Annotated in this window: 13 protein-coding genes and 2 pseudogenes; 9 read left to right on the top strand and 6 right to left on the bottom strand. The window is 71.1% G+C overall.

Annotated features, from left to right (window positions below):
* Window positions 1-161: 161 nt before the first annotated feature.
* The 4 genes from ABZT03_RS10175 to ABZT03_RS10160 all read left to right on the top strand — a co-directional run bounded on the left by ABZT03_RS10175 (window position 162) and on the right by ABZT03_RS10160 (window position 6,119).
* On the top strand, window positions 162-953 hold the full coding sequence (locus ABZT03_RS10175) for an ATP-binding cassette domain-containing protein (RefSeq protein WP_356036199.1): 792 nt from the start codon (window positions 162-164) through the stop codon (window positions 951-953).
* The gene (locus ABZT03_RS10170) at window positions 950-2,266 is read left to right on the top strand and encodes a sugar ABC transporter permease (RefSeq protein WP_356036196.1); all 1,317 of its coding nucleotides are present in this window, start codon (window positions 950-952) and stop codon (window positions 2,264-2,266) included. The genes ABZT03_RS10175 and ABZT03_RS10170 overlap by 4 nt, the downstream gene beginning before the upstream one ends.
* Before the next feature lie 273 nt (window positions 2,267-2,539).
* Window positions 2,540-4,468 (top strand): 1-deoxy-D-xylulose-5-phosphate synthase, encoded by a 1,929-nt coding sequence (dxs, locus tag ABZT03_RS10165; protein ID WP_356036193.1) that lies wholly within the window; start codon window positions 2,540-2,542, stop codon window positions 4,466-4,468.
* A 148-nt stretch (window positions 4,469-4,616) separates the two neighbouring features.
* A complete protein-coding gene (locus tag ABZT03_RS10160; protein ID WP_356036190.1) occupies window positions 4,617-6,119 on the top strand; it encodes an amino acid permease in 1,503 nt (500 codons plus the stop codon).
* Between the two features lie 181 nt (window positions 6,120-6,300).
* Here the strand turns inward: ABZT03_RS10160 and ABZT03_RS10155 are convergent, their stop codons facing one another.
* A complete protein-coding gene (locus ABZT03_RS10155; protein ID WP_356036186.1) occupies window positions 6,301-6,684 on the bottom strand; it encodes an NTP pyrophosphohydrolase in 384 nt (127 codons plus the stop codon).
* 66 nt (window positions 6,685-6,750) lie between these two features.
* On the opposite strand from ABZT03_RS10155, the gene ABZT03_RS10150 reads away from it, so the two are divergent.
* On the top strand, window positions 6,751-7,767 hold the full coding sequence (locus ABZT03_RS10150) for a hypothetical protein (protein WP_356036183.1): 1,017 nt from the start codon (window positions 6,751-6,753) through the stop codon (window positions 7,765-7,767).
* Window positions 7,768-7,906: 139 nt separating this feature from the next.
* On the opposite strand, the gene ABZT03_RS10145 is transcribed toward ABZT03_RS10150, so the two are convergent.
* Window positions 7,907-9,013: an LCP family protein gene (locus ABZT03_RS10145; RefSeq protein WP_356036180.1), complete on the bottom strand. Its 1,107-nt coding sequence runs from the start codon at window positions 9,011-9,013 to the stop codon at window positions 7,907-7,909.
* A gap of 399 nt (window positions 9,014-9,412) precedes the next feature.
* Here ABZT03_RS10145 and ABZT03_RS10140 point away from each other — a divergent pair, with 399 nt between their 5' ends.
* Window positions 9,413-10,471, top strand: coding sequence for a hypothetical protein (locus ABZT03_RS10140; RefSeq protein ID WP_356036177.1), 1,059 nt, complete (start codon window positions 9,413-9,415; stop codon window positions 10,469-10,471).
* 310 nt (window positions 10,472-10,781) lie between these two features.
* Window positions 10,782-14,819, top strand: a complete 4,038-nt coding sequence (locus tag ABZT03_RS10135) for a bifunctional glycosyltransferase family 2 protein/CDP-glycerol:glycerophosphate glycerophosphotransferase (protein ID WP_356036174.1) — start codon at window positions 10,782-10,784, stop codon at window positions 14,817-14,819.
* 142 nt (window positions 14,820-14,961) lie between these two features.
* On the opposite strand, the gene ABZT03_RS10130 is transcribed toward ABZT03_RS10135, so the two are convergent.
* On the bottom strand, window positions 14,962-15,873 hold the full coding sequence (locus ABZT03_RS10130) for an endonuclease/exonuclease/phosphatase family protein (RefSeq protein ID WP_356036171.1): 912 nt from the start codon (window positions 15,871-15,873) through the stop codon (window positions 14,962-14,964).
* A gap of 193 nt (window positions 15,874-16,066) precedes the next feature.
* Here ABZT03_RS10130 and ABZT03_RS10125 point away from each other — a divergent pair, with 193 nt between their 5' ends.
* The gene (locus tag ABZT03_RS10125) at window positions 16,067-17,572 is read left to right on the top strand and encodes a hypothetical protein (protein ID WP_356036168.1); all 1,506 of its coding nucleotides are present in this window, start codon (window positions 16,067-16,069) and stop codon (window positions 17,570-17,572) included.
* A gap of 78 nt (window positions 17,573-17,650) precedes the next feature.
* On the opposite strand, the gene ABZT03_RS10120 is transcribed toward ABZT03_RS10125, so the two are convergent.
* The 3 genes and pseudogenes from ABZT03_RS10120 to ABZT03_RS10110 form a co-directional block, all read right to left on the bottom strand.
* Window positions 17,651-19,777: a 3-hydroxyacyl-CoA dehydrogenase NAD-binding domain-containing protein gene (locus ABZT03_RS10120; protein ID WP_356036165.1), complete on the bottom strand. Its 2,127-nt coding sequence runs from the start codon at window positions 19,775-19,777 to the stop codon at window positions 17,651-17,653.
* Window positions 19,774-21,000, bottom strand: a complete 1,227-nt coding sequence (locus ABZT03_RS10115; RefSeq protein ID WP_356036163.1) for an acetyl-CoA C-acyltransferase — start codon at window positions 20,998-21,000, stop codon at window positions 19,774-19,776. The genes ABZT03_RS10120 and ABZT03_RS10115 overlap by 4 nt, the downstream gene beginning before the upstream one ends.
* Before the next feature lie 170 nt (window positions 21,001-21,170).
* Window positions 21,171-21,316 (bottom strand): annotated as a pseudogene (locus ABZT03_RS10110) (LacI family transcriptional regulator); the annotation flags it as partial.
* A 5-nt stretch (window positions 21,317-21,321) separates the two neighbouring features.
* On the opposite strand from ABZT03_RS10110, the pseudogene ABZT03_RS10105 reads away from it, so the two are divergent.
* A pseudogene (locus ABZT03_RS10105) lies at window positions 21,322-21,408 on the top strand (carbohydrate ABC transporter permease); the annotation flags it as partial.
* Window positions 21,409-21,436 lie beyond the last annotated feature (28 nt).

Below are 21,436 nucleotides of genomic sequence, written 5' to 3'. Positions count from 1 at the left end.
GACGGAAGCATGACCGGCGCCGAGCGGCCCCAAGGGCCGCTCGGCCGTTGCCAAACGGCACCGGTCGCGCGATGTTCATCTTGTAAATCGGTGCCCTCGGGCACAACTTTCCGCGTCTTTCGAACAAGCGCGGCATCCCCGCCGGTCAGGCGGCGAAGGAGATGGTTCACGTGTCCGCTACGCCCGTGCTGGCGTTGCGCGGAGTCTCCAAGCGATTCGGTGCGGTACAGGCACTCACCGATGTCGAACTGGAGGTCCACGCCGGAGAAGTGGTCGCACTGGTCGGCGACAACGGCGCCGGAAAGTCCACTCTCGTCAAGACGATCGCCGGTGTGCACCCGATCGACGAAGGCGTCATCGAGTGGGACGGCAAGCCCGTCAGCATCAACAGGCCGCACGACGCCCAGGGACTCGGCGTCGCGACGGTCTACCAGGACCTCGCCCTGTGCGACAACCTCGACGTCGTCGGAAACCTGTACCTCGGTCGTGAGCTGCTGCACCGCGGTGTCATCGACGAGGTCAGCATGGAGAAGAACGCCCGGGAACTGCTGAGCACCCTCTCCATCCGCATCCCCAGCGTCCGGATCCCGATCGCGAGCCTCTCCGGCGGTCAGCGGCAGGTCGTCGCCATCGCCCGCGCGCTGATCGGCGACCCGAAGATCGTCATCCTCGACGAGCCCACCGCCGCCCTCGGCGTCGAGCAGACCGCGCAGGTCCTCGACCTCGTCGAGCGGCTGCGCGAGCGCAACCTGGGCGTCATCCTCATCAGCCACAACATGGCCGACGTCAAGGCGGTCGCGGACACCGTCGCCGTCCTGCGCCTGGGCAAGAACAACGGTTCCTTCCCGGTGAAGGACACCACCCACGAAGAGATCATCGCCGCGATCACCGGTGCCACGGAAAACGCCGTGACCCGCCGTGCGGGGCGTCGCACCACGGAGGCGGCAAAGTGAGCGACACGTCCAAAACCGTGAAGAAGGACCCGGAGGCGGTCCAGGAGACCGTCGCTCCCGCCGACGACCCCACGGCCGCGCCCGTCACGGTCGTCGACCCTCGTCTGCTGATCCGCGAAGAGGGCCTCAAGGGCTACTTGACGGAGTTCAAGCGCAAGGTCAAGGGCGGCGAGCTCGGCTCGCTGCCGGTGGTCGTCGGACTGATCGTCATCTGGACGATCTTCCAGCTGCAGAACGACCGCTTCCTCAGCGCCGACAACCTCTCCAACATCAGCTACTACCTGTCGGCCACCGGCATGCTCGCCATCGGCCTGGTGTTCGTGCTGCTGCTGGGTGAGATCGACCTGTCGGTCGGCTCCGTCAGCGGTCTGGCGTCCACGCTGTTCGCCGTCTACGTGGTCAACCACGGGATGAACGCCTGGCTCGCCCTGCTGCTGACGATCGTCACGGGCATCCTGATCGGCGCCCTGCAGGGCTGGTTCTTCGCCCGGATCGGCGTCCCGGCCTTCGTGGTCACCCTGGCCGGCTTCCTCGGCTGGAACGGCCTGATGCTGTGGCTGCTCGGCGCGAGCGGCACCATCAACATCCCGGACACGGGTCCGGTGCACCTGCTCGGCCAGAGCTCGTTCTTCATGGACCAGGCCGTCATCGGCGCCTACCTGCTGGCCGGCCTCGGTGTCGCGTCCATGCTGGTCGGCTCGATCATCGACCAGCGCCGCCGCAGGGCCGCCGGGGTGCCGTTCCGCCCCAGCAGTGAGATCGCGCTGCGGGTCGGCGCCCTCGCGGTGGCCGCGTTCGTCTCGGCGTACGTCCTGAACCAGGCCGCCGGCGTGTCCAACGCGCTGGTGATCTTCCTGGCGTCGCTGGTGATCGTGGACTTCGTGCTGCGCCGTACCACCTACGGCCGCAAGGTCTTCGCGGTCGGCGGCGGCATCGAGGCCGCGCGCCGTGCCGGTATCAACGTGTCCATGATCCGCATCACCGTCTTCGCCATCTCCGGCGGATTCGCGGCGGTCGGCGGCATGTTCTTCGCCGGGCAGACGCAGAGCGCCACGCTGAACGCCGGTGGCGGCAACACGCTGATGCTGGCGATCGCCGCCGCGGTCATCGGCGGTACGAGCCTGTTCGGCGGTCGCGGTACCGTCTGGTCCGCCCTGCTGGGCATGCTGGTCATCCAGTCCATCCAGACCGGACTCGACCTGCTCAACATGAACACCTCGATCCAGTACATGATCACCGGCGCGGTGCTGCTGGGCGCGGTCGTCATCGACTCCGTGTCGCGTCGCAGCCAGAAGGCCTCCGGCCGCGCGTAAGCGGGTTTGTCGGGCCGCCGAGGGGCCGCGGGAAACCGTGGCACGGCGGCCCGTCGTGGCCGGTCGCGCGGGTCGCCGCGCCCCGGAAGGACATGACTGTTGCCCGGTACCTCTTCGGTACCGGGCAACAGTCATGTCGTAGGTGAGGCGCATAGTGGGTACAGCCGATCGCGTGACGTACGACGCACCGCCCGGGCGCAGGGCACAAAGGCGGAACATTAGACTCGACAGGCCCGGCAACAGCTCGATCAGCTCTACTGCAAGGAGGCACGGGTGCCGCTGCTGACCCGCATCAGGGGACCGCGCGATCTGGACCGGCTCAGCCTGGAGCAGCTGGACCAGCTGGCAGAGGAGATCCGGACCTTCCTCGTCGACGCCGTCTCCAAGACCGGCGGCCACCTCGGCCCGAACCTCGGCGTGGTCGAGCTCACCATCGCGCTGCACCGGGTGTTCGAGTCGCCGAGGGACAAGGTGCTGTGGGACACCGGCCACCAGTCCTACGTCCACAAGCTGCTCACCGGCCGCCAGGACTTCTCCCGGCTGAAGATGAAGGGCGGCCTCTCCGGCTACCCCTCGCAGGCCGAGTCCGAGCACGACGTCATCGAGAACTCGCACGCCTCCACGGTCCTCGGCTGGGCCGACGGCCTCGCCAAGGCCAACCAGGTGCTGAAACGCGACGACCACGTCGTCGCGGTCATCGGTGACGGCGCCCTCACCGGCGGGATGGCCTGGGAGGCGCTCAACAACATCGCCGACGCCCGGGACCGCCCGCTGGTCATCGTCGTCAACGACAACGAGCGCTCCTACGCGCCGACCATCGGCGGCCTCGCCAACCATCTGGCGACCCTGCGCACCACCGACGGCTACGAGCGCTTCCTGGCCCGCGGCAAGGACCTCCTGGAACGCACCCCGGTCGTCGGCCGGCCCCTGTACGAGACGCTGCACGGCGCCAAGAAGGGCCTGAAGGACTTCATCGCCCCGCAGGGCATGTTCGAGGACCTCGGCCTGAAGTACGTCGGCCCCATCGACGGCCACGACATCGAGGCCCTGGAGTCCGCGCTGGCCCGCGCCAAGCGCTTCGGCGGCCCGGTCATCGTGCACTGCCTCACCGAGAAGGGCCGCGGCTACCAGCCCGCCCTCCAGGACGAGGCGGACCGCTTCCACGCCGTCGGCAAGATCCACCCGGACACGGGCCTGCCGATCGCCACCTCCGGCGCCGACTGGACCAGCGTCTTCGGCCAGGAGATGGTCGAGCTGGGCCGGGAGCGCGAGGACATCGTCGCCATCACGGCCGCCATGCTCCAGCCCGTCGGCCTCGACAAGTTCGCCAAGGCCTTCCCGGAGCGGGTGTACGACGTCGGCATCGCCGAGCAGCACGCCGCCGTCTCCGCGGCCGGCCTCGCCGCGGGCGGTCTGCACCCGGTGTTCGCGGTGTACGCGACCTTCCTCAACCGCGCCTTCGACCAGGTCCTGATGGACGTCGCCCTGCACCGGTGCGGAGTGACGTTCGTGCTGGACCGGGCCGGCGTCACCGGCACCGACGGCGCCTCCCACAACGGCATGTGGGACATGTCGATCCTCCAGGTCGTCCCCGGCCTCAGACTGGCCGCGCCGCGCGACGCCGACCAGGTGCGCGCCCAGCTGCGCGAGGCCGTGCAGGTCACCGACGCGCCGACCGTGGTCCGCTTCTCCAAGGGCGCCGTCGGCCCCGCCGTCCCCGCCGTGGGCCGGGTGGGCGGCATGGACGTGCTGCGCGAGCCGGGCACCGACACCCCGGACGTGCTGCTGGTCTCGGTGGGCGCCCTCGCGCCGATGTGCCTGGAGATCGCCGGCCTGCTCGACCGGCAGGGCATCACCACCACTGTCGTCGACCCGCGCTGGGTCAAGCCCGTCGACGAGGCCATGGCCCCGCTCGCCGAGCGGCACCGCGTGGTCGTCACCGTCGAGGACAACTCCCGCGTCGGCGGCGTCGGCTCGACGATCGCCCAGGCCCTGCGGGACGCGGGCGTCGACGTCCCGCTGCGTGACTTCGGTATCCCGCCGCGCTTCCTCGATCACGCCTCCCGGGCCGAGGTCATGGCCGAGATCGGGCTCACCGCCCCCGACATCGCCCGCCAGGTCACCGGCCTGGTCTCCCGGCTGGACGGTCGGTACGGCAGCGCCGCGGCCGAGGTCGACTCGGTGGAGTCCGCGCGCGACTGACGCCGGGCGACGCGTCCGAACGGGCCGCTTCTACCCCCACGAAGGGTGGTAGAAGCGGCCCGTCTGCGTGAATCCGGCCGTGCCGGGGCATACGGATTACGCCCCCTCTCGATCATGTCGAGGACGACACAGCGTGGGAGGTACGCCCGTGACCAGCACCCTCTTCCGGACGAAGAAGGTCGAGCAGTCCATCCTCGATACCGAGGAGCCAGAGCACGCGCTCAAGAAATCGTTGTCCGCGCTGGACCTGACCGTCTTCGGCGTCGGCGTCATCATCGGCACCGGCATCTTCGTCCTCACCGGCACGGTGGCCAAGAACAACGCCGGCCCCGCCGTGGCCCTGGCCTTCGTCGTGGCCGGGGTCGTCTGCGCGCTCGCCGCGCTCTGCTACGCCGAGTTCGCCTCCACCGTCCCGGTGGCCGGCTCCGCGTACACCTTCTCCTACGCCTCCCTCGGGGAACTGCCCGCCTGGATCATCGGCTGGGACCTGGTGCTGGAGTTCGCGCTCGGCACCGCGGTGGTCGCGGTCGGCTGGTCCGGCTACATCGCCTCGCTGCTGGACAACGCCGGCTGGCACCTGCCGGCGGCGCTCACCGGACGGGAGGGGGCCAACGGCTTCGGCTTCGACATCCTCGCGGCCGCCCTCGTCCTGGTCCTCACCGGCATCCTGGTGGTCGGCACGAAGCTCTCCGCGCGCGTCACCGCCGTGGTGGTCGCCATCAAGGTGACCGTCGTCCTGGTCGTGATCATCGCCGGCGCCTTCTTCGTCGTCGGCGACAACTACCACCCGTTCATCCCCAAGGCCCAGCCCGTGCCGGCGGGCGGCGGCCTCAAGTCCCCACTGATCCAGCTGATGTTCGGCTGGGCGCCGTCCAACTTCGGCGTGATGGGCATCTTCACCGCCGCCTCCGTCGTCTTCTTCGCCTTCATCGGCTTCGACGTGGTGGCCACCGCGGCCGAGGAGACCAACAACCCGCAGCGCGACATGCCCCGCGGCATCATCGGCTCGCTCCTCATCTGCACCACGCTCTATGTCGCCGTGTCGATCGTCGTGACCGGCATGCAGCACTACACCAAGCTGTCCGTGGACGCCCCGCTCGCCGACGCCTTCAAGGCCACCGGGCATCCCTGGTTCTCGGGCTTCATCAGCTTCGGCGCCGCCGTCGGCCTGACGACGGTCTGCATGATCCTGCTGCTCGGCCAGACCCGGGTGTTCTTCGCGATGAGCCGCGACGGCCTGCTGCCCCGCTTCTTCTCGCAGGTCCACCCGCGGTTCAAGACCCCGCACCGGCCGACGATCCTGCTCGGTGTGATCATCGCGATCCTCGCCGGCTTCACCAGCCTCAGCGAGCTCGCCGAACTGGTCAACATCGGCACGCTGTTCGCGTTCATCGTGGTCGCCATCGGTGTGGTCATCCTGCGCAGGACCCGCCCCGACCTGCCGCGCTCCTTCCACACCCCGCTGGTGCCGTTCCTGCCGATCGTGTCGGTGCTCGCCTCGCTGTGGCTGATGCTGAACCTGCCGGCCGAGACCTGGCTGCGGTTCGGCATCTGGATGGTCATCGGCTTCGCCGTGTACTTCCTCTACGGCCGCTCCCACAGCCGGCTGGCCCGGGGGGAGAGGACCCCGGCCGGTTCGGCCACCGAGTAACCGCGCCGCCCGGCACCCGGCCCCGCACCCCCGCCCCGGCGGAGCGTGTGGGGCCGCGCCGTGTCCGGCGGGGGAGGAGCCCCGAGCCGTAGGACCCCGGGGGCACGGCACGGGTCACGGGCGGCACGTGGGGCGGGCGGGCCGGTACCGGACCGTAGAACACCGCGCGGTGGACGGCCCGCTACGGCCTGACGGTCCGCGGTCCCGTCACCCGTGCGCCCAACTCGCCCACCCGCCGACGCAGTTCGCGGTCGGCGGTGACCGCGAGCACCGGACGCCCGGCGGCCCCGGCGACCAGGGCGACGATGTGGTCGTCGCCGCTGCCGGGCGCGGACTCGACCCGTACGCCGGGTACGGACTCCACTCCGCGGGCGCCGCCCTCGACCACGAGGACGATCTCCACCGGACCCTCGTGTTCGGGCAGTCCGTCGGCCGCCAGCCGGTCCCGGAGCCGTTCCGCCGCCCCGCGCCGGTCCCGCCACCAGCCGTCGGGCACCGATCCGACGACGTTCGCGGCGTCGACGACCACGAGGAGCGGAGGGTTCTCGGCCGGGGACTCGTCCATGGGGCAAGGGTCGCACGGGGTGCCCCGCACGAAGGCGGCGCCGGGGCCCCGGCATACAGTGATCCGGTGAACGGCGACTGGCTCACGCGCGGCCGAGACGGCCGCCTCAGTGTCTATCTGCCCTCGGGCGACGCCGTCCTGTGCCGGGCGGAGCGCGGCCCGGGCGGCCCGTGGGCCCCGCCCCGGAGGGTGGGCGGTGACCAGCGGCTGCACGCCGGGTTCGCGCTCGGGCAGGGCAGCGACGGCTACGCCCATCTGGTCGCCTGGCGGCCCACCGTGTCCGGCGAGTCGGGCCTCGTCCACTCCACGCACTTCCGGCCGCGGCTCGCCGCCCTGGACTGGAACCCCGTCGGCCATCCCGACAAGAAGGGCGAGCGCACCGGTACCCCGGCCGTCGCCGTGGACGACGAGGGTCGCGCCCATGTCTTCGTCCGCAACAAGGGCGGTGGGCTGAGCATGCTCGCGCAGAAGGAGAAGGGCGGTTGGGGTCCCTGGCGCGACCTCAAGGGAGGGGACGTCCATGACGAGCCGGCGGCGGTGACCGGTGAGTCGGGGCGCGTCGAGGTGTACGCGGCCGTCCCCGGCGCCGTCCTGCACTGGCGGCAGGAGAAGCCGGGCGGCCAGCCGGTCCTGGAGGAGGCGATGGAGGTGGCCGTCCGCCCGGGCACGCTCCGCGCGCTGGCCACCTCCGAGCGGAGCACCACCCTCTTCTTCACCGACGACTCCGGCGAGCTGTGCGCCTGGCGTCCGGGCGGTGCCCCGGTCCCCCTGCTCACCGCCGCCGGACCCGGCCCGGTCTCCGCCGTCCGCTGTGAACTGGACGGCTACGACTGCACGTTGCTGGCCCAGCGCTCGGCGAGCGGCCGGGTCGCCTTCGCCGCGTACCCCACGGAGCAGGAGTCGGCGGGCGCCTGGTGGGCCGAGTCCGGGCCACAACTCCCCGCGGACGCCGAGGTGTCGACGGCGCTCGACGAGGACGGCCGGGTGGTCGCGGCCACGCTGTCCCCCTCGACCGGCCGCCTGCTCCTGACCCGCCGTAAGGACGAGCCGGGGCTGGCGCTGGAGGCGTGGCGGGAGATCTGAGGGGGCCGGACGGAGGGCGGAGGGGTGCACGGCCGGTCACCTTCCCGGGCGGACGGTTCTCCGCCGGGTGGGCGGGTCGCCTGCGCTCCGTCCAGCCGCCGGGCCGCACGGACCGGTGCCCGCCGGTGCGGCCCGGAGGTCAGGAACTCCCGCCCGTGGCCGGGGACTTCTTCGCCGACTCCGGGATCTGCGTGTCGTTGCGCAGCGCCTTCCACAGGGTCGACGCCTGCGGCTCGGCGGCCACCACCCGGTTCGGGTCGATCTTGTCGTACGCCACCGGGAGCATGATCGTCTCCATGCTCGACGGGTCGACCCCGTTCAGGCTGCGCCCGAACTTCGCGAGCTTGGTGAGCGAGGCGAGGTCGGAGTCGGTGGTGAGCGCCGTGGTGAGCTGGTCGGCGATCTTGTAGGTCTTCGTGGGGCTGCCCAGCAGGTCCTGCTTCTTGATCTCGCCCAGCAGGGCGATCATGAACTGCTGCTGGAGACCGATGCGTCCGAGGTCGCTGCCGTCGCCGATGCCGTGCCGGGTGCGGACGAACTGCAGGGCCTGGGTGCCGTCGAGCCGGTGTGTCCCGGCGGTCAGGTTCAGGCCGCTGGAGCTGTCGTGGATGTCCTGGTCGACGGTGACGGTGACCCCGCCGATGGCGTCCACCAGCCCCTTGAAGCCGGCGAAGTCGATCTCGACGTAGTGGTCCATGCGGACCCCGGAGATCTGCTCCACGGTCTTGACCACGCAGGCCGGACCGACCTGCGAGTAGATGGAGTTGAACATCACGCGCTTGGCGGAGGCCACGGTGGAGCCGTCCGCCTTCTCGCACTCGGGCCGGGTCACGAGGGTGTCGCGCGGGATGCTGACGGCGACGGCCCGCGTGCGGCCCTCGGGTATGTGCATCACCATCGCGGTGTCGGAACGCGCCCCGGAGACCCTGGCCTTGTCCAGGGCCGCGTTCGCGCCGGCGCGCGAGTCGGAGCCCAGGATCAGGATGTTCTGCCCCGAGGTGGGCAGCTTCTCGGGCCGGTCGTCACCGATGGCCCGGTCGATGTCTACGCCCTTGATGTTGCCGTCGAGGTCCCGGTAGAGCCAGTAGCCGGTGCCGGCGGCGGCCACGAGGACCACGACCAGGCCCAGCAGGATCCATCTCCCGACCCGGCGGCGGCCCGTCCGCTCGCGCTTGCGTCCGCGGCCGCCCGCCCGCCCGGACGGTGTGTCGTCGTCGGTGTCCTGGGGCGTCGAGACATGGCTCATCCTGGTCCGGGTCCTCGCTGTTCGTGCCCGAAAGGGCGGCGGTGCGTGCGGTGGTGAGGACTCGGGTGGGGGAGGCCGGTCCGTACTGCTCGATCGACCCAGAACTATAAACAGATCCCAGACCGGTCATGTTCGGATCGTGATCGAATCGTGAACAGAAGCCGAACAAGCCGCATCCGGTCACAAGCCGGCCGATCCCGGACGAGTCGGCTCCGGAAGGCCGCCCGGCCGCGTTCGCTCCACCCGCTCAGCAGGGGAACTGGTGAACGAGCGGCATATGATGGCGCGGAATTTCAGGGTTTCCACGGCCGTGACGCGGCGGGCTTCAGGAAGGTGCACCAGGCCATGCGGAGAAGGTCGGCAGGCTCCGCGGGCGCCGTCCGCCCGGTCTCTCCCCCCGTGCGGGAACAGGGCCGCGTCGCCTCTGGAGCCGCCCACGGCGGCTGGCTCACCCTCGGCCGGGACGGCCGGCTCAGCCTCTACGCCCCCACCGACGGCGGGCTGCTGCGCTGGACCGAGACCACCCGCGGCGGCCCCGGATGGAGCGCCCCGCACTTCGTGGCCGTGGCCGGACTGACCCACCTGACGGTGGCGCAGGGCGCCGACACCTACGTGCACTTCCTCGGGCGCCGGGAACGCAACGGCGCCGACGGCTCCCGGAGCGTGGACGTCGTGCATGCCGTCCAGTACCAGACCGGGCTCGCCGTCTCCGACTGGCGCTCGCTCGGCAACCCGCACCAGGGCGAGCAGGGCCGCGAACTGGGGCCGCCGACCGGGGCGGTCGCGCCGGACGGCACCGTGCACGTCTTCGCCCGCGGGGCGCACCGCGGCCTGATGCTGCGCCGCGAGGCCCCGAACGGCAAGTGGCGCGCCTGGGAGGACCTGCGCGGCGGCGGCATCGACGCGCTGCCCGCGCCGGTCGCCCTCGCCGGTGGCCGCGTCGAGGTCTGCGCCGCCGCCGAGACCGGTGTGCTCGTGTGGCGTCAGCTGGAGCCGGGCGGGGACTTCTCGGGTCCCCGCGGCTTCGCGCTGCACCCCTCGCCGGGAACGCTGGCCGCCCTGGAGACCGGGCCCGAGCGGGCCACGTTCTTCTGGACGGACGCCGAGAGCGGCGGTGCCGCCGCCTGGCGGGCCGGCGGCTGGCCCGTCACCCTGGGCTTCTCCCCGGCCCGGGTGCCGTACGGGGTGCTGCGCGCGTCGGTCGACGGCTACGACTGCGTGGTCCTCGCCTGCCGGGACGGCGACGGCACGGCCGTGCTCGGCGTGGGCGGCGCCGAGGGGGAGTCCGACGGCCTCTGGTGGTACGCGCTTGCTGAGGCGTGCCAGGGCGCACCGGCGCTGGCGCTCGACGGCGCGGGCCGAGTCGTGATGGCGCTGATCGGTCCCGACGGGGTGCCGAAGGTGGCCCGGCAGGAGAACGGTTCCGGCCTCACCCTGACCCGCTGGCACCGGCTCTGATTCTTCCGGGGTCGCCGCGTACTGGTTGCCCGGGGCATATGACGTGGATCTCACTCATGCCCATCTCCCTTGCCAGCGCCATGCCTTAGTGCGTCCAAAAGGTGAACGAGTCATTAACGGACCTTGACCATTCGTCAAGGCGACATAAGATGTGGCAATCCTGTGACCGCAGGTGGAGGGGGCTCGACCGCGGTCAGGGAGGCGTGTGATGCCCAAGACGGCAAGGGGGCCGGACGGGCGCGCCGTTCAGGGGGGCCCAGCTGTCACCGGCCGGTGTCCCGGGGGTGAATTGTCTGGGTAGGAGTATGAGTTGGCGGAACATCCGCGTCTGAGTGTTGTCGTGCCCTTTCAGGACGTCGAGGTGTACCTCGCCGAATGTCTGGAATCGATCGCACGCCAGTCGTTCCGTGACTTCGAGGTGATCCTGGTCGACGACGGATCCACCGACGGCTCCGTCCGGATCGCGGCCGACTTCTGCGCTGCGGACAAGCGCTTTCGGCTGATCCGGCAGCACGCGCACGGTCCGGGCCACGCCCGCAACACCGGTCTGCGCTCCCTGCACCCCCGCGGTGAGTTCCTCGCCTTCGTCGACGGTGACGACGTCATCCCCGAGTACGCCTACGAGCTGCTGGTCCGCACCCTGGAGGAGTCCGGCTCGGACTTCGTCTCGGGCAACGTGCAGATGATGAACTCCACGAAGAAGTGGCAGTCCCCGCTGCACAAGGGCCCGATGCAGAAGAACTGGCGCGGCACCCACATCACGAAGTTCGACGCGCTGATCTACGACCGCACCGTCTGGAACAAGGTCTTCCGGCGGAAGTTCTGGGACCACCACCACATCGCGTTCCCCGAAGGCGTCCTGTACGAGGACTCCTGGGTCAACATGTACGCGCACTTCCGCGCCGCCAAGGTCGACGTCCTCACCGACGTCGTCTACTTCTGGCGCCGGCGGGACGGCGGCGCCGCCCCCTCGATCACCCAGCGCCACACCGAGCTGTCGAACCTGCGGGACCGTGTCGCCGCGGTGCGGTCGGTGAGCCGGTTCCTCGCCGACCGGCGCTCGAAGCAGTACGAGGGCAGCAAGCGCAAGTACGACCTCGCCTGTCTGAAGTCCGACCTCATGCTCCACCTGAAGGTCCTGCCGGACGCCGACGAGGAGTACCAGCAGGCGTTCATGGAGTGGGCCAACGAGTTCCTCGACGAGACCGACCTCACCATCATCGACGAACTGCCCGCCGACGCCCGGGTCAAGTGGCTCCTGGTGCGCGACCGGCGGCTGGCGGAGCTCCTGGAGGTCGTCCACTTCGAGCGCAAGGGCGGGCCGATGCCCGTCCACCGGCGGTTCCACCGCTACCTGAAGTACCCCTACCTCGGGGACCGCAAGGTCGGCCTGGACAAGAAGGCCTACCGCCTCGACAAGGAGTTCTCGCTGCACGGGACGCTGAACGGCGCCCGCTGGAGCGACGACGGCCACCTGCTGACCCTCACCGGCGCCGCCTACGTCCGCTTCATCAACGTCCACAAGAAACACATGTCGGTCAAGGCGATCGCCCTGCGGAACAAGAAGCAGGGCCGGATGGTGGTCGCCACGGCGAAGACCACCCACGCGCCACAGGCCACCGAGCACTCCAAGCAGAATCGTTACTGCTACGACTGGGCCGGCTTCGAGGCGCGCATCGACACCACCCGGCTCAGGCGCAAGGGCCAGTGGGTCGAGGGGACCTGGGACGTGGCGGCCGGGGTCCTGAGCCGCGGTCTGTTCCGCTACCGGGGCATCGACCGCGGCGGCGCCGGATCGGCCGCCAACCCGCCGTACCGCTATGTCGACAAGAACACCCGTGTCCTTCCGGTGTTCGTGCAGGGCAAGCTCAAGCTACGCGTGGAGATCGTGCGCTGCCGGATCACCGGCCACCGTGTCACCGGTGACCAGCTGGAGCTGCGCGGTGTCTACCTCGGCCCCACGGTCCCGGAGTGGGGCCGGCTGAGGGTCACCAGCATGAGCGGGGCCGGACAGCACGACGCCCGCGCGCACTTCACCCCCGGCGGCGACGGGTGGTCCTCCTTCAGCGCCCGGATTCCGCTGCGCCTGCTGGTGCCGGGTTTCCGGTCCGACGCCCGGGCCGGCTCGGAGATCCCCAAGTCCTGGAGCATGGGCAGCAACGGCTGGAAGACCACCTTCCACGTCGAGGGCCGCAAGATGACCATGTATCCGGTCATGGCCCAGGAGACGCCGGACGGGCACTACCGCATGCCCGCCTCGCTCCAGACCCGCGAGGGCGACCGGGAGGTCGTGGTCCACCGCAACGGCTCGGGCTACCTCGTGCTGTTCGAGCGCGCCACCCTGCCCACCGCGACGGACGTCACGTGGCGCGACGACGGCTCCCTGGAGATAGGCGCCCGCTACCTGGCCGCCGACCGGCTCTCCGCCCAGGAGTACGGCGACGCCCACCTGGTGGTCCGCTCGCGCGCCCATGGAGCCGAACGCGCCGTCCCCCTCGTGTGGGACGGCAACACCTTCCGCAGCGTGCTGACCCCCGCCGCCATGCGGACCCTCGCCGGCGGCATCCCCCTCGCGGCCGGCCGCTGGGACTTCTTCCTGCGCCGGCAGGACCTCTCGGCGGTCACCCGCGACGACCGGCTCGACGACCTGACGGTGAAGATCGAGCAGGACCTCGTCGAGTCCTTCCCGCAGGACCGCACGGAGGGCGAACGCGGTTACGAGCTCCAGGCCGAGGCGTACGACCGGCTGTCCCTCCTCGTCCACTCGGCCATGCCCGACCACGCCCGCGGCCCCTACCGCCAGAAGCTGCTGCGCACCAAGGCCTACCCGGCGGCCCGCCGCGCGAAGGTGCGCCCGGCGATCCTCTTCGACGCGTTCAAGGGCACCCAGTACTCCGACAGCCCGCGCGCCCTGCACGAGGAACTGGTGCGGCGCGGCGTCGACCTGGAGCACCTCTTCGTGGTCCGCGACGACCAGGTCGAGGTGCCGCCCACGGCGAAGGCCGTCCGCATGTGGTCGCCGCAGTGGTACGAGGCGCTGGCCACCAGCCGGTACGTCGTCGCCAACAACCACCTGCCCGACTGGTTCCACAAGCGGGAGGGCCAGATCGTCGTGCAGACCTGGCACGGCACCCCGCTGAAGAAGATCGGCCACGACATCGAGGCCATCCACTTCGCCGACCAGCGCTACCTGGAACGGGTGGAGAAGGAGGTGCGGAACTGGGACATGCTGGTCTCGCCCAACAGCTTCTCCACCCCGATCCTCGAGCGGGCCTTCGGTTTCCCCGGCGAGATGGTGGAGAGCGGCTACCCGCGCAACGACATCCTGCGCCTGCCCGGCATGGAGCGGCGCGAGCAGGAGATCCGCCGCCGGATCGGCCTGCCGGAGGGCAAACGCGTCGTCATGTACGCCCCGACCTGGCGCGACGACCAGTTCTACGCCCCCGGCAAGTACAAGCTCGACTTCCGCATCGACCTCGCCGACGCCCGCGCCCGGCTGGGCCCCGACCACGTCCTGATGGTCCGCCGCCACCCCAACGTGGTCGACCCGGTCCCGGGAGCCGGTGACGGCTTCGTCTTCGACGTCTCCGACTACCCGGACATGGCCGACCTGTCCCTGATCACCGACATCATGATCACGGACTACTCGTCCCTGATGTTCGACTACGTGAACACCGGCCGGCCGATCCTGTTCTTCACCTACGACCTGGACCACTACCGCGACACCCTGCGCGGCTTCTACTTCGACTTCCAGCAAAGCGCACCCGGACCCCTGCTCGCCACCTCGGAGGAACTGGTCGGCGCGGTCCGGGACATCGACCGGATCCAGGAGACGTACGCCGAGCGCTACCGCTGGTTCCAGCAGGAGTTCTGCGACCTCGACGACGGTTACGCCTCGGCGCGGCTCGCCGACCGGATGCTCGTGGCCGGCGGCGACCTCGCCTCGGAAGACGCCCGGGCTCCCGCGGTCGGTACGGTCGCCCACCGCCACGTCGGGCGGCCGCTCACCCCGATCCGCTGGCAGGCCCAGCACTGGTTCGCTCCCCAGTGGCGCCCGGCACCGGCCCCGGCCGACGCCACGATCGGCGCGATCCCCGGCCAGGCCGCGCACGCCGACCGGACGGCACCGGCCCGCGGAGCCACCAGCGGGACGCAGCCGTACGCGTCGGCGGGCTCCCCCCGGGCACCGGCCCACGCCCGGCCCGCGACGGGTCAGACCGCTGCCGTCGGCCAGGAACAGCAGGACCAGCAGGCGCAGTTCGGGGCGGTGCGGCTCCAGCACGGCGTGGGCCGGACCCCGCGGAACCAGGGGGCCGGGGGCAGGCCCGTCGAGGACGTGATCGTGTGACTGCGGCACGCGCGCCCCGCCGGTGTCCGGACGAGCCGAACGACCGCGGCGCCCCATGAGTGCGCCCCACCCCGGAACACCACCGGCGCTCACGGGCGCCCGCACCCGGCGGCTGCGGACCGGGCGCCCAGGTGGTGCCGGCTCAGTCGGTCCGCACCCGCACCAGCAGCGCGAAGTGGTCGGAGGCACCGGTGTCACGCACCGTGCACCGCAGCCTGGGCAGGCCGGTGAACAGGTAGTCCAGCTTGTGCCCGGAGGCATGGGTGACCCGGCCGGCACGGGAGGAGGCAGACCTCTGGTCGCACTCCCGGTGGATCGTGTACGGCGCCGAAGGCCACACCCGGGACGCGGAGTTGGCGCCGCCCGGCGGATTGACGTTCAGGTCGCCGCCGTACACCGTGCGCCGCCGGGGTACGGCGGCCACCAGGGCCTTGAGCTGGTCGTCGCGGAACTCCCAGTCGGGGTGCGCCCGGTCGCTGCCCGCCGGACTCAGATGGGCGGTGCACAGCCGGACGTGGTGCGCCGCGACCGTGGCGCACAGGATGCCGCGCCGCAGGCCCACGGTCGGCTGCTGCGAGGGCACCGCGGTGACGTCGGACAGGGGATACGCGGCCAGGATCGCGTAGCCCGCGGCGCCCTGCCCGGAGCCGGCGCACCGCACGGTGGTGACGCGGCCCGAGCCGTCCCGCTCGGTGTAGGCCCGGAACGCGCTGTGCCAGGGTCGGCCGAGCGAGGTGCGCACCGCCGCCACGCCACCGGCGCACGCCTCCTGGAGGAGGACGGCCCGGGCACCGGCCCGGGTGGCGAGGTGCCTCAGCTCCCGCTGCTTCACGGCGCGGCTCCCGGTGTCCGCGCAGTTCCACTGCCGGACGCCGCACATGTTCCAGGTCGCCACGGTCAGCGTCCGGGCCGCGGCGAAGGACCGGTCGCCGCCCCCGGTCTGCGCGACCGTCACCGCCGCCGCGAGCCCCAGCAGGACCGCCGCCACGGCGACGGCCCGGCGGGCGCGCCGCGGACGCGGTCCGGGCGCGGGCCGGGCGGGTGTCGGGAGCATCCCGACATCATGGCCGCCCCGCCCACCGGACGCCACGCAACCCTTCCACCCCCGCGCAGCACCCGCACCCACCGGTCGGCCCAGCGGGCGCGGCCGCCGCGGGGCACGGGGACCGGCCGACTTCGCGACACGACGTCACAGAACCAGAGAGTGGATTCCGTACAGGTCACAGGCACCCTCGAACGGGCGGCAGTTGCTCGACGGCATCGAAGCCTCCGGGACCTTCCCGGTCGAGTACCGCTTCACCCACGCCCAGAAGGGCAACCGGCACCTGGTGGTCGTCTTCGCCAACTTCGCGGCGCCCGGCGACTACGGCTGGTCCAACGGCGTGTTCGACAAGCTGCGGGCCAACATCCTCTGGATCCGTGACAAGTTCGACGACAACCGCAGCTACTACCTGTGCAAGGAGATGGACTTCTCGCTGGAGCAGTCCGTCGTCACGCTCATCTCCAACGTGATGCGCGCCCTCGACCTCACCCCGGACTCCGTCACCCTGTGGGGCGGCTCCAAGGGCGGCAGCGCGGCGCTGTACTACGGCCTGAAGTACGGCTTCCGGAACATCGTCGCCATCGCGCCGCAGTTCTCGATCGGCACGTACGTCAAGAACGTCCATCCCCGTACGGCCCGTTACATGCTCGGCGAGGGGGTGCCCGAGGAGAACGTGCGGGTGGTGGACTCGCTCCTCCCCGACCTGGCGGCCTCCGGCGCGAACCGCGCGGCGAACATCTATCTGGTGTCGGCGGCCCAGGACGACCAGTACCCGGTCCAGGTGGAGCCCTTCCTCGGGCTCTTCCAGCAGTACGAGAACTTCAACCTGGTCTTCAGCGACTCCCCGCACATCGCCGACCACACGCAGGTCGCCGGACGCAACGTGCCTGTCCTCATGGGCATCGCCAACTTCCTGATCGACGGGATCGCCCCGCGCCTGGGCTTCGTGCGCAACGGCTACGAGGAGCCCGACCGCGACCGCTCGGCCATCACCTCCTACCTGTCCGCCACCTCGCTGGTGCGCGGGGCGGAGTTCCCGCCGCCCGCGGTGGCGGCGCCGGGGTCCGGTGCGGAGGTGCGCCGGGACGCCGTACGGTTCACCGGTCACGCGCGCGGCGCCCGCCGGGTCGTGGCCTGGGAGCACGGCAAGTACCTCGGCCAGACCGACGTCGCCCCCGACGGGAGCTGGTCCTGGGAGCTGGGCAGGGTCTGGAGCAAGGGCAGCCACCCGGTGAAGCTCTACGCGGTGGACGCCTCGGGCCACCAGTCGCAGCGGGTCGAGGTGCGGTTCACGGCGGTCGACGGCCCGGCCGGCGCCGCGGCCACCGCACCGGCCGGCCCCCGGGCGCCGGTCATGGACCGGGGGCCGGTGCTGTCGACCGTCGGCCCGGACGCGTCGGCGCCGATGGTGCTGGAGCCCGTGGCGCACGAACAGGTGCTGGACTCCCGGGTGGTGTTCGCGGGCGCGGCCGGCGGCGCCGTACAGGTCGGCTTCCGCGAGAACGGCGTACTGCTGGGCGGGGCGCCGGTCGCCGCGAACGGCAGCTGGTCGTGGGACGCGGGCCGGCCCTGGAGCGAGGGCACGCACGTCGTCGACGTCTTCGGCGTGGCCGTCTCCGGGGTCGAGTCGCCGGTGACCCAGGTCCCCTTCACCGTCATGAACGCCTCGGCCGGGTCCATGACCGGCTCGTACTACGGCGGGACCTACTGAGCGGGCGTCCGGGAAACGCGGAAGGGGGCTCCCGCCGACCGGCGGGAGCCCCCTTCACCGCTGTGAGCCGTCAGGCTGTCACGCCGGGACGCTCGCCGTGCCCGGGGCCAGGAACTTCCTTCCGGTCACCCGCTCCGACACGCCCTCACGGTCCAGGTACGGCGTGATGCCGCCCAGGTGGAAGGGCCAGCCGGCGCCGGTGATCAGGCACAGGTCGATGTCCTGGGCCTCGGCGACGACGCCCTCGTCGAGCATCAGCCCGATCTCCTGCGCCACCGCGTCCAGCACCCGGTCCCGCACCTGCTCCTCGGAGAGCACGGTGTCGCCCTGCTTCAGCAGCGCGGCGACCTCCGGGTCCAGCTCGGGCTTGCCGCTGTCGTACACGTAGAAGCCGCGCTTGCCCGCCTTGACGACGGCCGCGAGGTTCGGGGAGACCGTGAAGCGGTCCGGGAAGGCCCGGTTGAGGGTCTCCGAGACGTGCAGGCCGATCGCGGGGCCGACCAGCTCCAGGAGCACCAGCGGGGACATCGGCAGGCCCAGCGGCTCGACCGCCTTCTCGGCGACCTCGACCGGGGTGCCCTCGTCGATGACGTTCTGGATCTCGCCCATGAAGCGGGTCAGGATGCGGTTGACGACGAACGCCGGGGCGTCCTTGACCAGCACCGCGGTCTTCTTCAGCTTCTTGGCGACGGCGAACGCCGTGGCCAGCGAGGCGTCGTCGGTCTGCTCGCCGCGCACGATCTCGAGGAGCGGGAGGATCGCGACCGGGTTGAAGAAGTGGAAGCCCACGACCCGCTCGGGGTTCTTCAGCTTCGACGCCATCTCGGAGACCGACAGCGAGGAGGTGTTGGTGGCGAAGATCGCGTGCGCCGGGGCGACCGCCTCGACCTCCGCGAACACCTGCTGCTTGACGCCGATCTCCTCGAACACGGCCTCGATGACGAAGTCCGCGTCGGAGAAGCCCTCGGCCTTGTCGAGGACACCGGAGACCAGGGCCTTCAGGCGGTTGGCCTTGTCCTGGTTGACGCGGCCCTTGAGGAGCAGCTTGTCGATCTCGCTGTGGACGTAGCCCACACCCTTGTCGACGCGCTCCTGGTCGATGTCGGTCAGCACGACCGGCACCTCCAGGCGGCGCAGGAACAGCAGCGCGAGCTGCGAGGCCATGAGGCCCGCGCCCACCACGCCGACCTTGGTCACCGGGCGCGCCAGCGACTTGTCCGGCGCGCCGGCCGGGCGCTTGCCGCGCTTCTGCACCAGGTTGAACGCGTAGATGCCGGCGCGCAGTTCGCCCCCCATGATCAGGTCGGCGAGCGCCTTGTCCTCGGCGTCGTAGCCCTGCTGGAGGTCGCCGTTCCTGGCGGCGGAGATGATGTCGAGGGCGCGGTAGGCGGCCGGGGCCGCGCCGTGCACCTTGCTGTCCGCGATGAAGCGGCCGCGCGCGACGGCCTGGTCCCAGGCCTCGCCGCGGTCGATCACCGGACGGTCCACGACGATCTCGCCCTTGAGGACGGACGCCGTCCAGATCAGCGACTGCTCCAGGAAGTCCGCGCCCTCGAACAGGGCGTCGGCGATGCCCAGTTCGTAGACCTGCACACCCTTGAGCTGCTTGTTCTGGTTGAGCGAGTTCTCGATGATCACCGAGACGGCCTTGTCCGCGCCGATCAGGTTCGGCAGCAGGGTGCAGCCGCCCCAGCCGGGGACCAGACCGAGGAAGACCTCGGGGAGCGAGAAGGCGGGCAGGGCCGCGGACACCGTGCGGTAGGTGCAGTGCAGACCGACCTCGACGCCGCCGCCCATGGCCGCGCCGTTGTAGTACGCGAAGGTCGGCACGGCCAGCGCCGACAGGCGCTTGAAGACCTCGTGGCCGCCCTTGCCGATGGCCAGCGCGTCCTGGTGCTCCTTGAGCAGCTCGACGCCCTTGAGGTCGGCGCCGACCGCGAAGATGAACGGCTTGCCGGTGATGCCGGCGCCGATGATCTCGCCGGCCGCGGCCTCCTTCTCGACCTGGTCGATCGCGGTGTTGAGGTTCGCGAGCGAGGCCGGACCGAAGGTGGTGGGCCTGGTGTGGTCGAAGCCGTTGTCCAGCGTGATGAGCGCGAACCGGCCCGCGTCGAACGGCAGGTCGAGGTGGCGGACGTGCGCCGACGTCACGACCTCGTCGGGGAACAGCTCGGCCGCTCCCTTGAGGAGTTCAGCGGTGCTCACTTGTCGCCTCCGGCGTCCTTGTGGTGCGGGTTCTCCCAGATCACCGTGGCGCCCATGCCGAAGCCGACGCACATGGTGGTGAGGCCGTAACGGACCTCGGGCTGCTCCTCGAACTGCCGGGCCAGCTGCGTCATCAGCCGGACACCGGAGGAGGCCAGCGGGTGACCGTAGGCGATGGCGCCGCCGTACTGGTTGACGCGCGCGTCGTCGTCCGCGATGCCGTAGTGCTCCAGGAAGGCGAGCACCTGGACCGCGAACGCCTCGTTGATCTCGAAGAGGTTGATGTCCTCGATCGACAGGCCCGCCTTGGCGAGGGCCTTCTCGGTCGCGGGGATCGGGCCGTAGCCCATGACCTCCGGCTCGACGCCCGCGAAGGCGTACGACACCAGGCGCATCTTGACCGGCAGGCCGTTCTCGCGGGCGAAGTCCTCGCTGGCGATGATCGACGCGGTGGCGCCGTCGTTGAGACCGGCGGCGTTGCCGGCGGTGACCCGGCCGTGCACGCGGAACGGGGTCTTGAGGCCGGAGAGGTTCTCCAGGGTGGTGCCCGGGCGCATCGGCTCGTCGGCGGTGACCAGGCCCCAGCCCGTCTCACCGGCCTCGGCGTTGGTGCGGCGCACGGAGACCGGGACCAGGTCGGCCTGGATCTTGCCGTTGGCGTACGCCTTGGCGGCCTTCTCCTGCGAGCGCACGGCGTACTCGTCGGCGCGCTGCTTGGTGATGGTCGGGTAGCGGTCGTGCAGGTTCTCGGCGGTCATGCCCATGAACAGGGCGGACTCGTCGACCAGCTTCTCGCTGACGAAGCGCGGGTTCGGGTCCACGCCCTCGCCCATGGGGTGGCGGCCCATGTGCTCCACGCCACCGGCGATGACGGCGTCGTAGGCACCGAAGGCGATGGAGCCCGCGGTGGCGGTGACGGCGGTCAGCGCGCCCGCGCACATCCGGTCGATGGAGTAGCCGGGCACCGACTGGGGGAGTCCGGCGAGGATGCCCGCGGTGCGGCCGAGGGTCAGGCCCTGGTCGCCGATCTGCGTGGTCGCGGCGATGGCGACCTCGTCGATCTGCTTCGGGTCGAGACCGGGGTTGCGGCGCAGCAGCTCCCGGATCGCCTTGACGACGAGGTCGTCGGCACGGGTCTCGTGGTAGATGCCCTTCGGGCCCGCCTTGCCGAACGGGGTGCGGACGCCGTCGACGAAGACGACGTCCCTGACGGTACGAGGCACGATGGCTCTCCTCCAGGGTGCGGGATCTGCACTGCTGAGACACGCATGCGCTGAGCGCGCGCTCACCGCCATGCTACTTGTGGGTAACCAGACTGCCCAGTCCCCCCGCCGGGAGCGGCGAACGTCACACCCACCCGCACCCCGAAACCGTCCTGCCGGGAGCTGTCATGCGGCGGAGCCGTCGAGCTCCTCGGGGTCAGGACCGGAGTCGGCACCGGGTGCGTACCCGGTCGCTTCCGGTAATCGTGCCGAACAGTGTCCGGGGCGCGTCCGCGCCGAAGCCGTGCACGTCGTGGCTCATCGCCGGCAGGGCCGGACGGGGATCTTGGCGTGATCTCGACGTCCGTGTTCCGCCTGCGGGGCCCCTACGGGGCGCACTGGGAGACGATCTCGGCCGGAGCGATCCTCGCCTTCCTGCGGCGCGGCACCCGGGCGG

The organism is Streptomyces sp. NPDC005574 (genome assembly GCF_040605435.1).
Taxonomy (GTDB): Bacteria; Actinomycetota; Actinomycetes; order Streptomycetales; family Streptomycetaceae; genus Streptomyces.
This window is presented reverse-complemented; position numbering and strand designations above follow the sequence as displayed.

Excerpts from the sequence above, each read along its gene's own strand:
- ABZT03_RS10175 (WP_356036199.1), top strand. The coding sequence starts at position 162 with ATGGTTCACGTGTCCGCTACGCCCGTGCTGGCGTTGCGCGGAGTCTCC.
- ABZT03_RS10155 (WP_356036186.1), bottom strand. The coding sequence starts at position 6,684 with ATGGACGAGTCCCCGGCCGAGAACCCTCCGCTCCTCGTGGTCGTCGAC.
- ABZT03_RS10145 (WP_356036180.1), bottom strand. The coding sequence starts at position 9,013 with ATGAGCCATGTCTCGACGCCCCAGGACACCGACGACGACACACCGTCC.
- ABZT03_RS10130 (WP_356036171.1), bottom strand. The coding sequence starts at position 15,873 with ATGCTCCCGACACCCGCCCGGCCCGCGCCCGGACCGCGTCCGCGGCGC.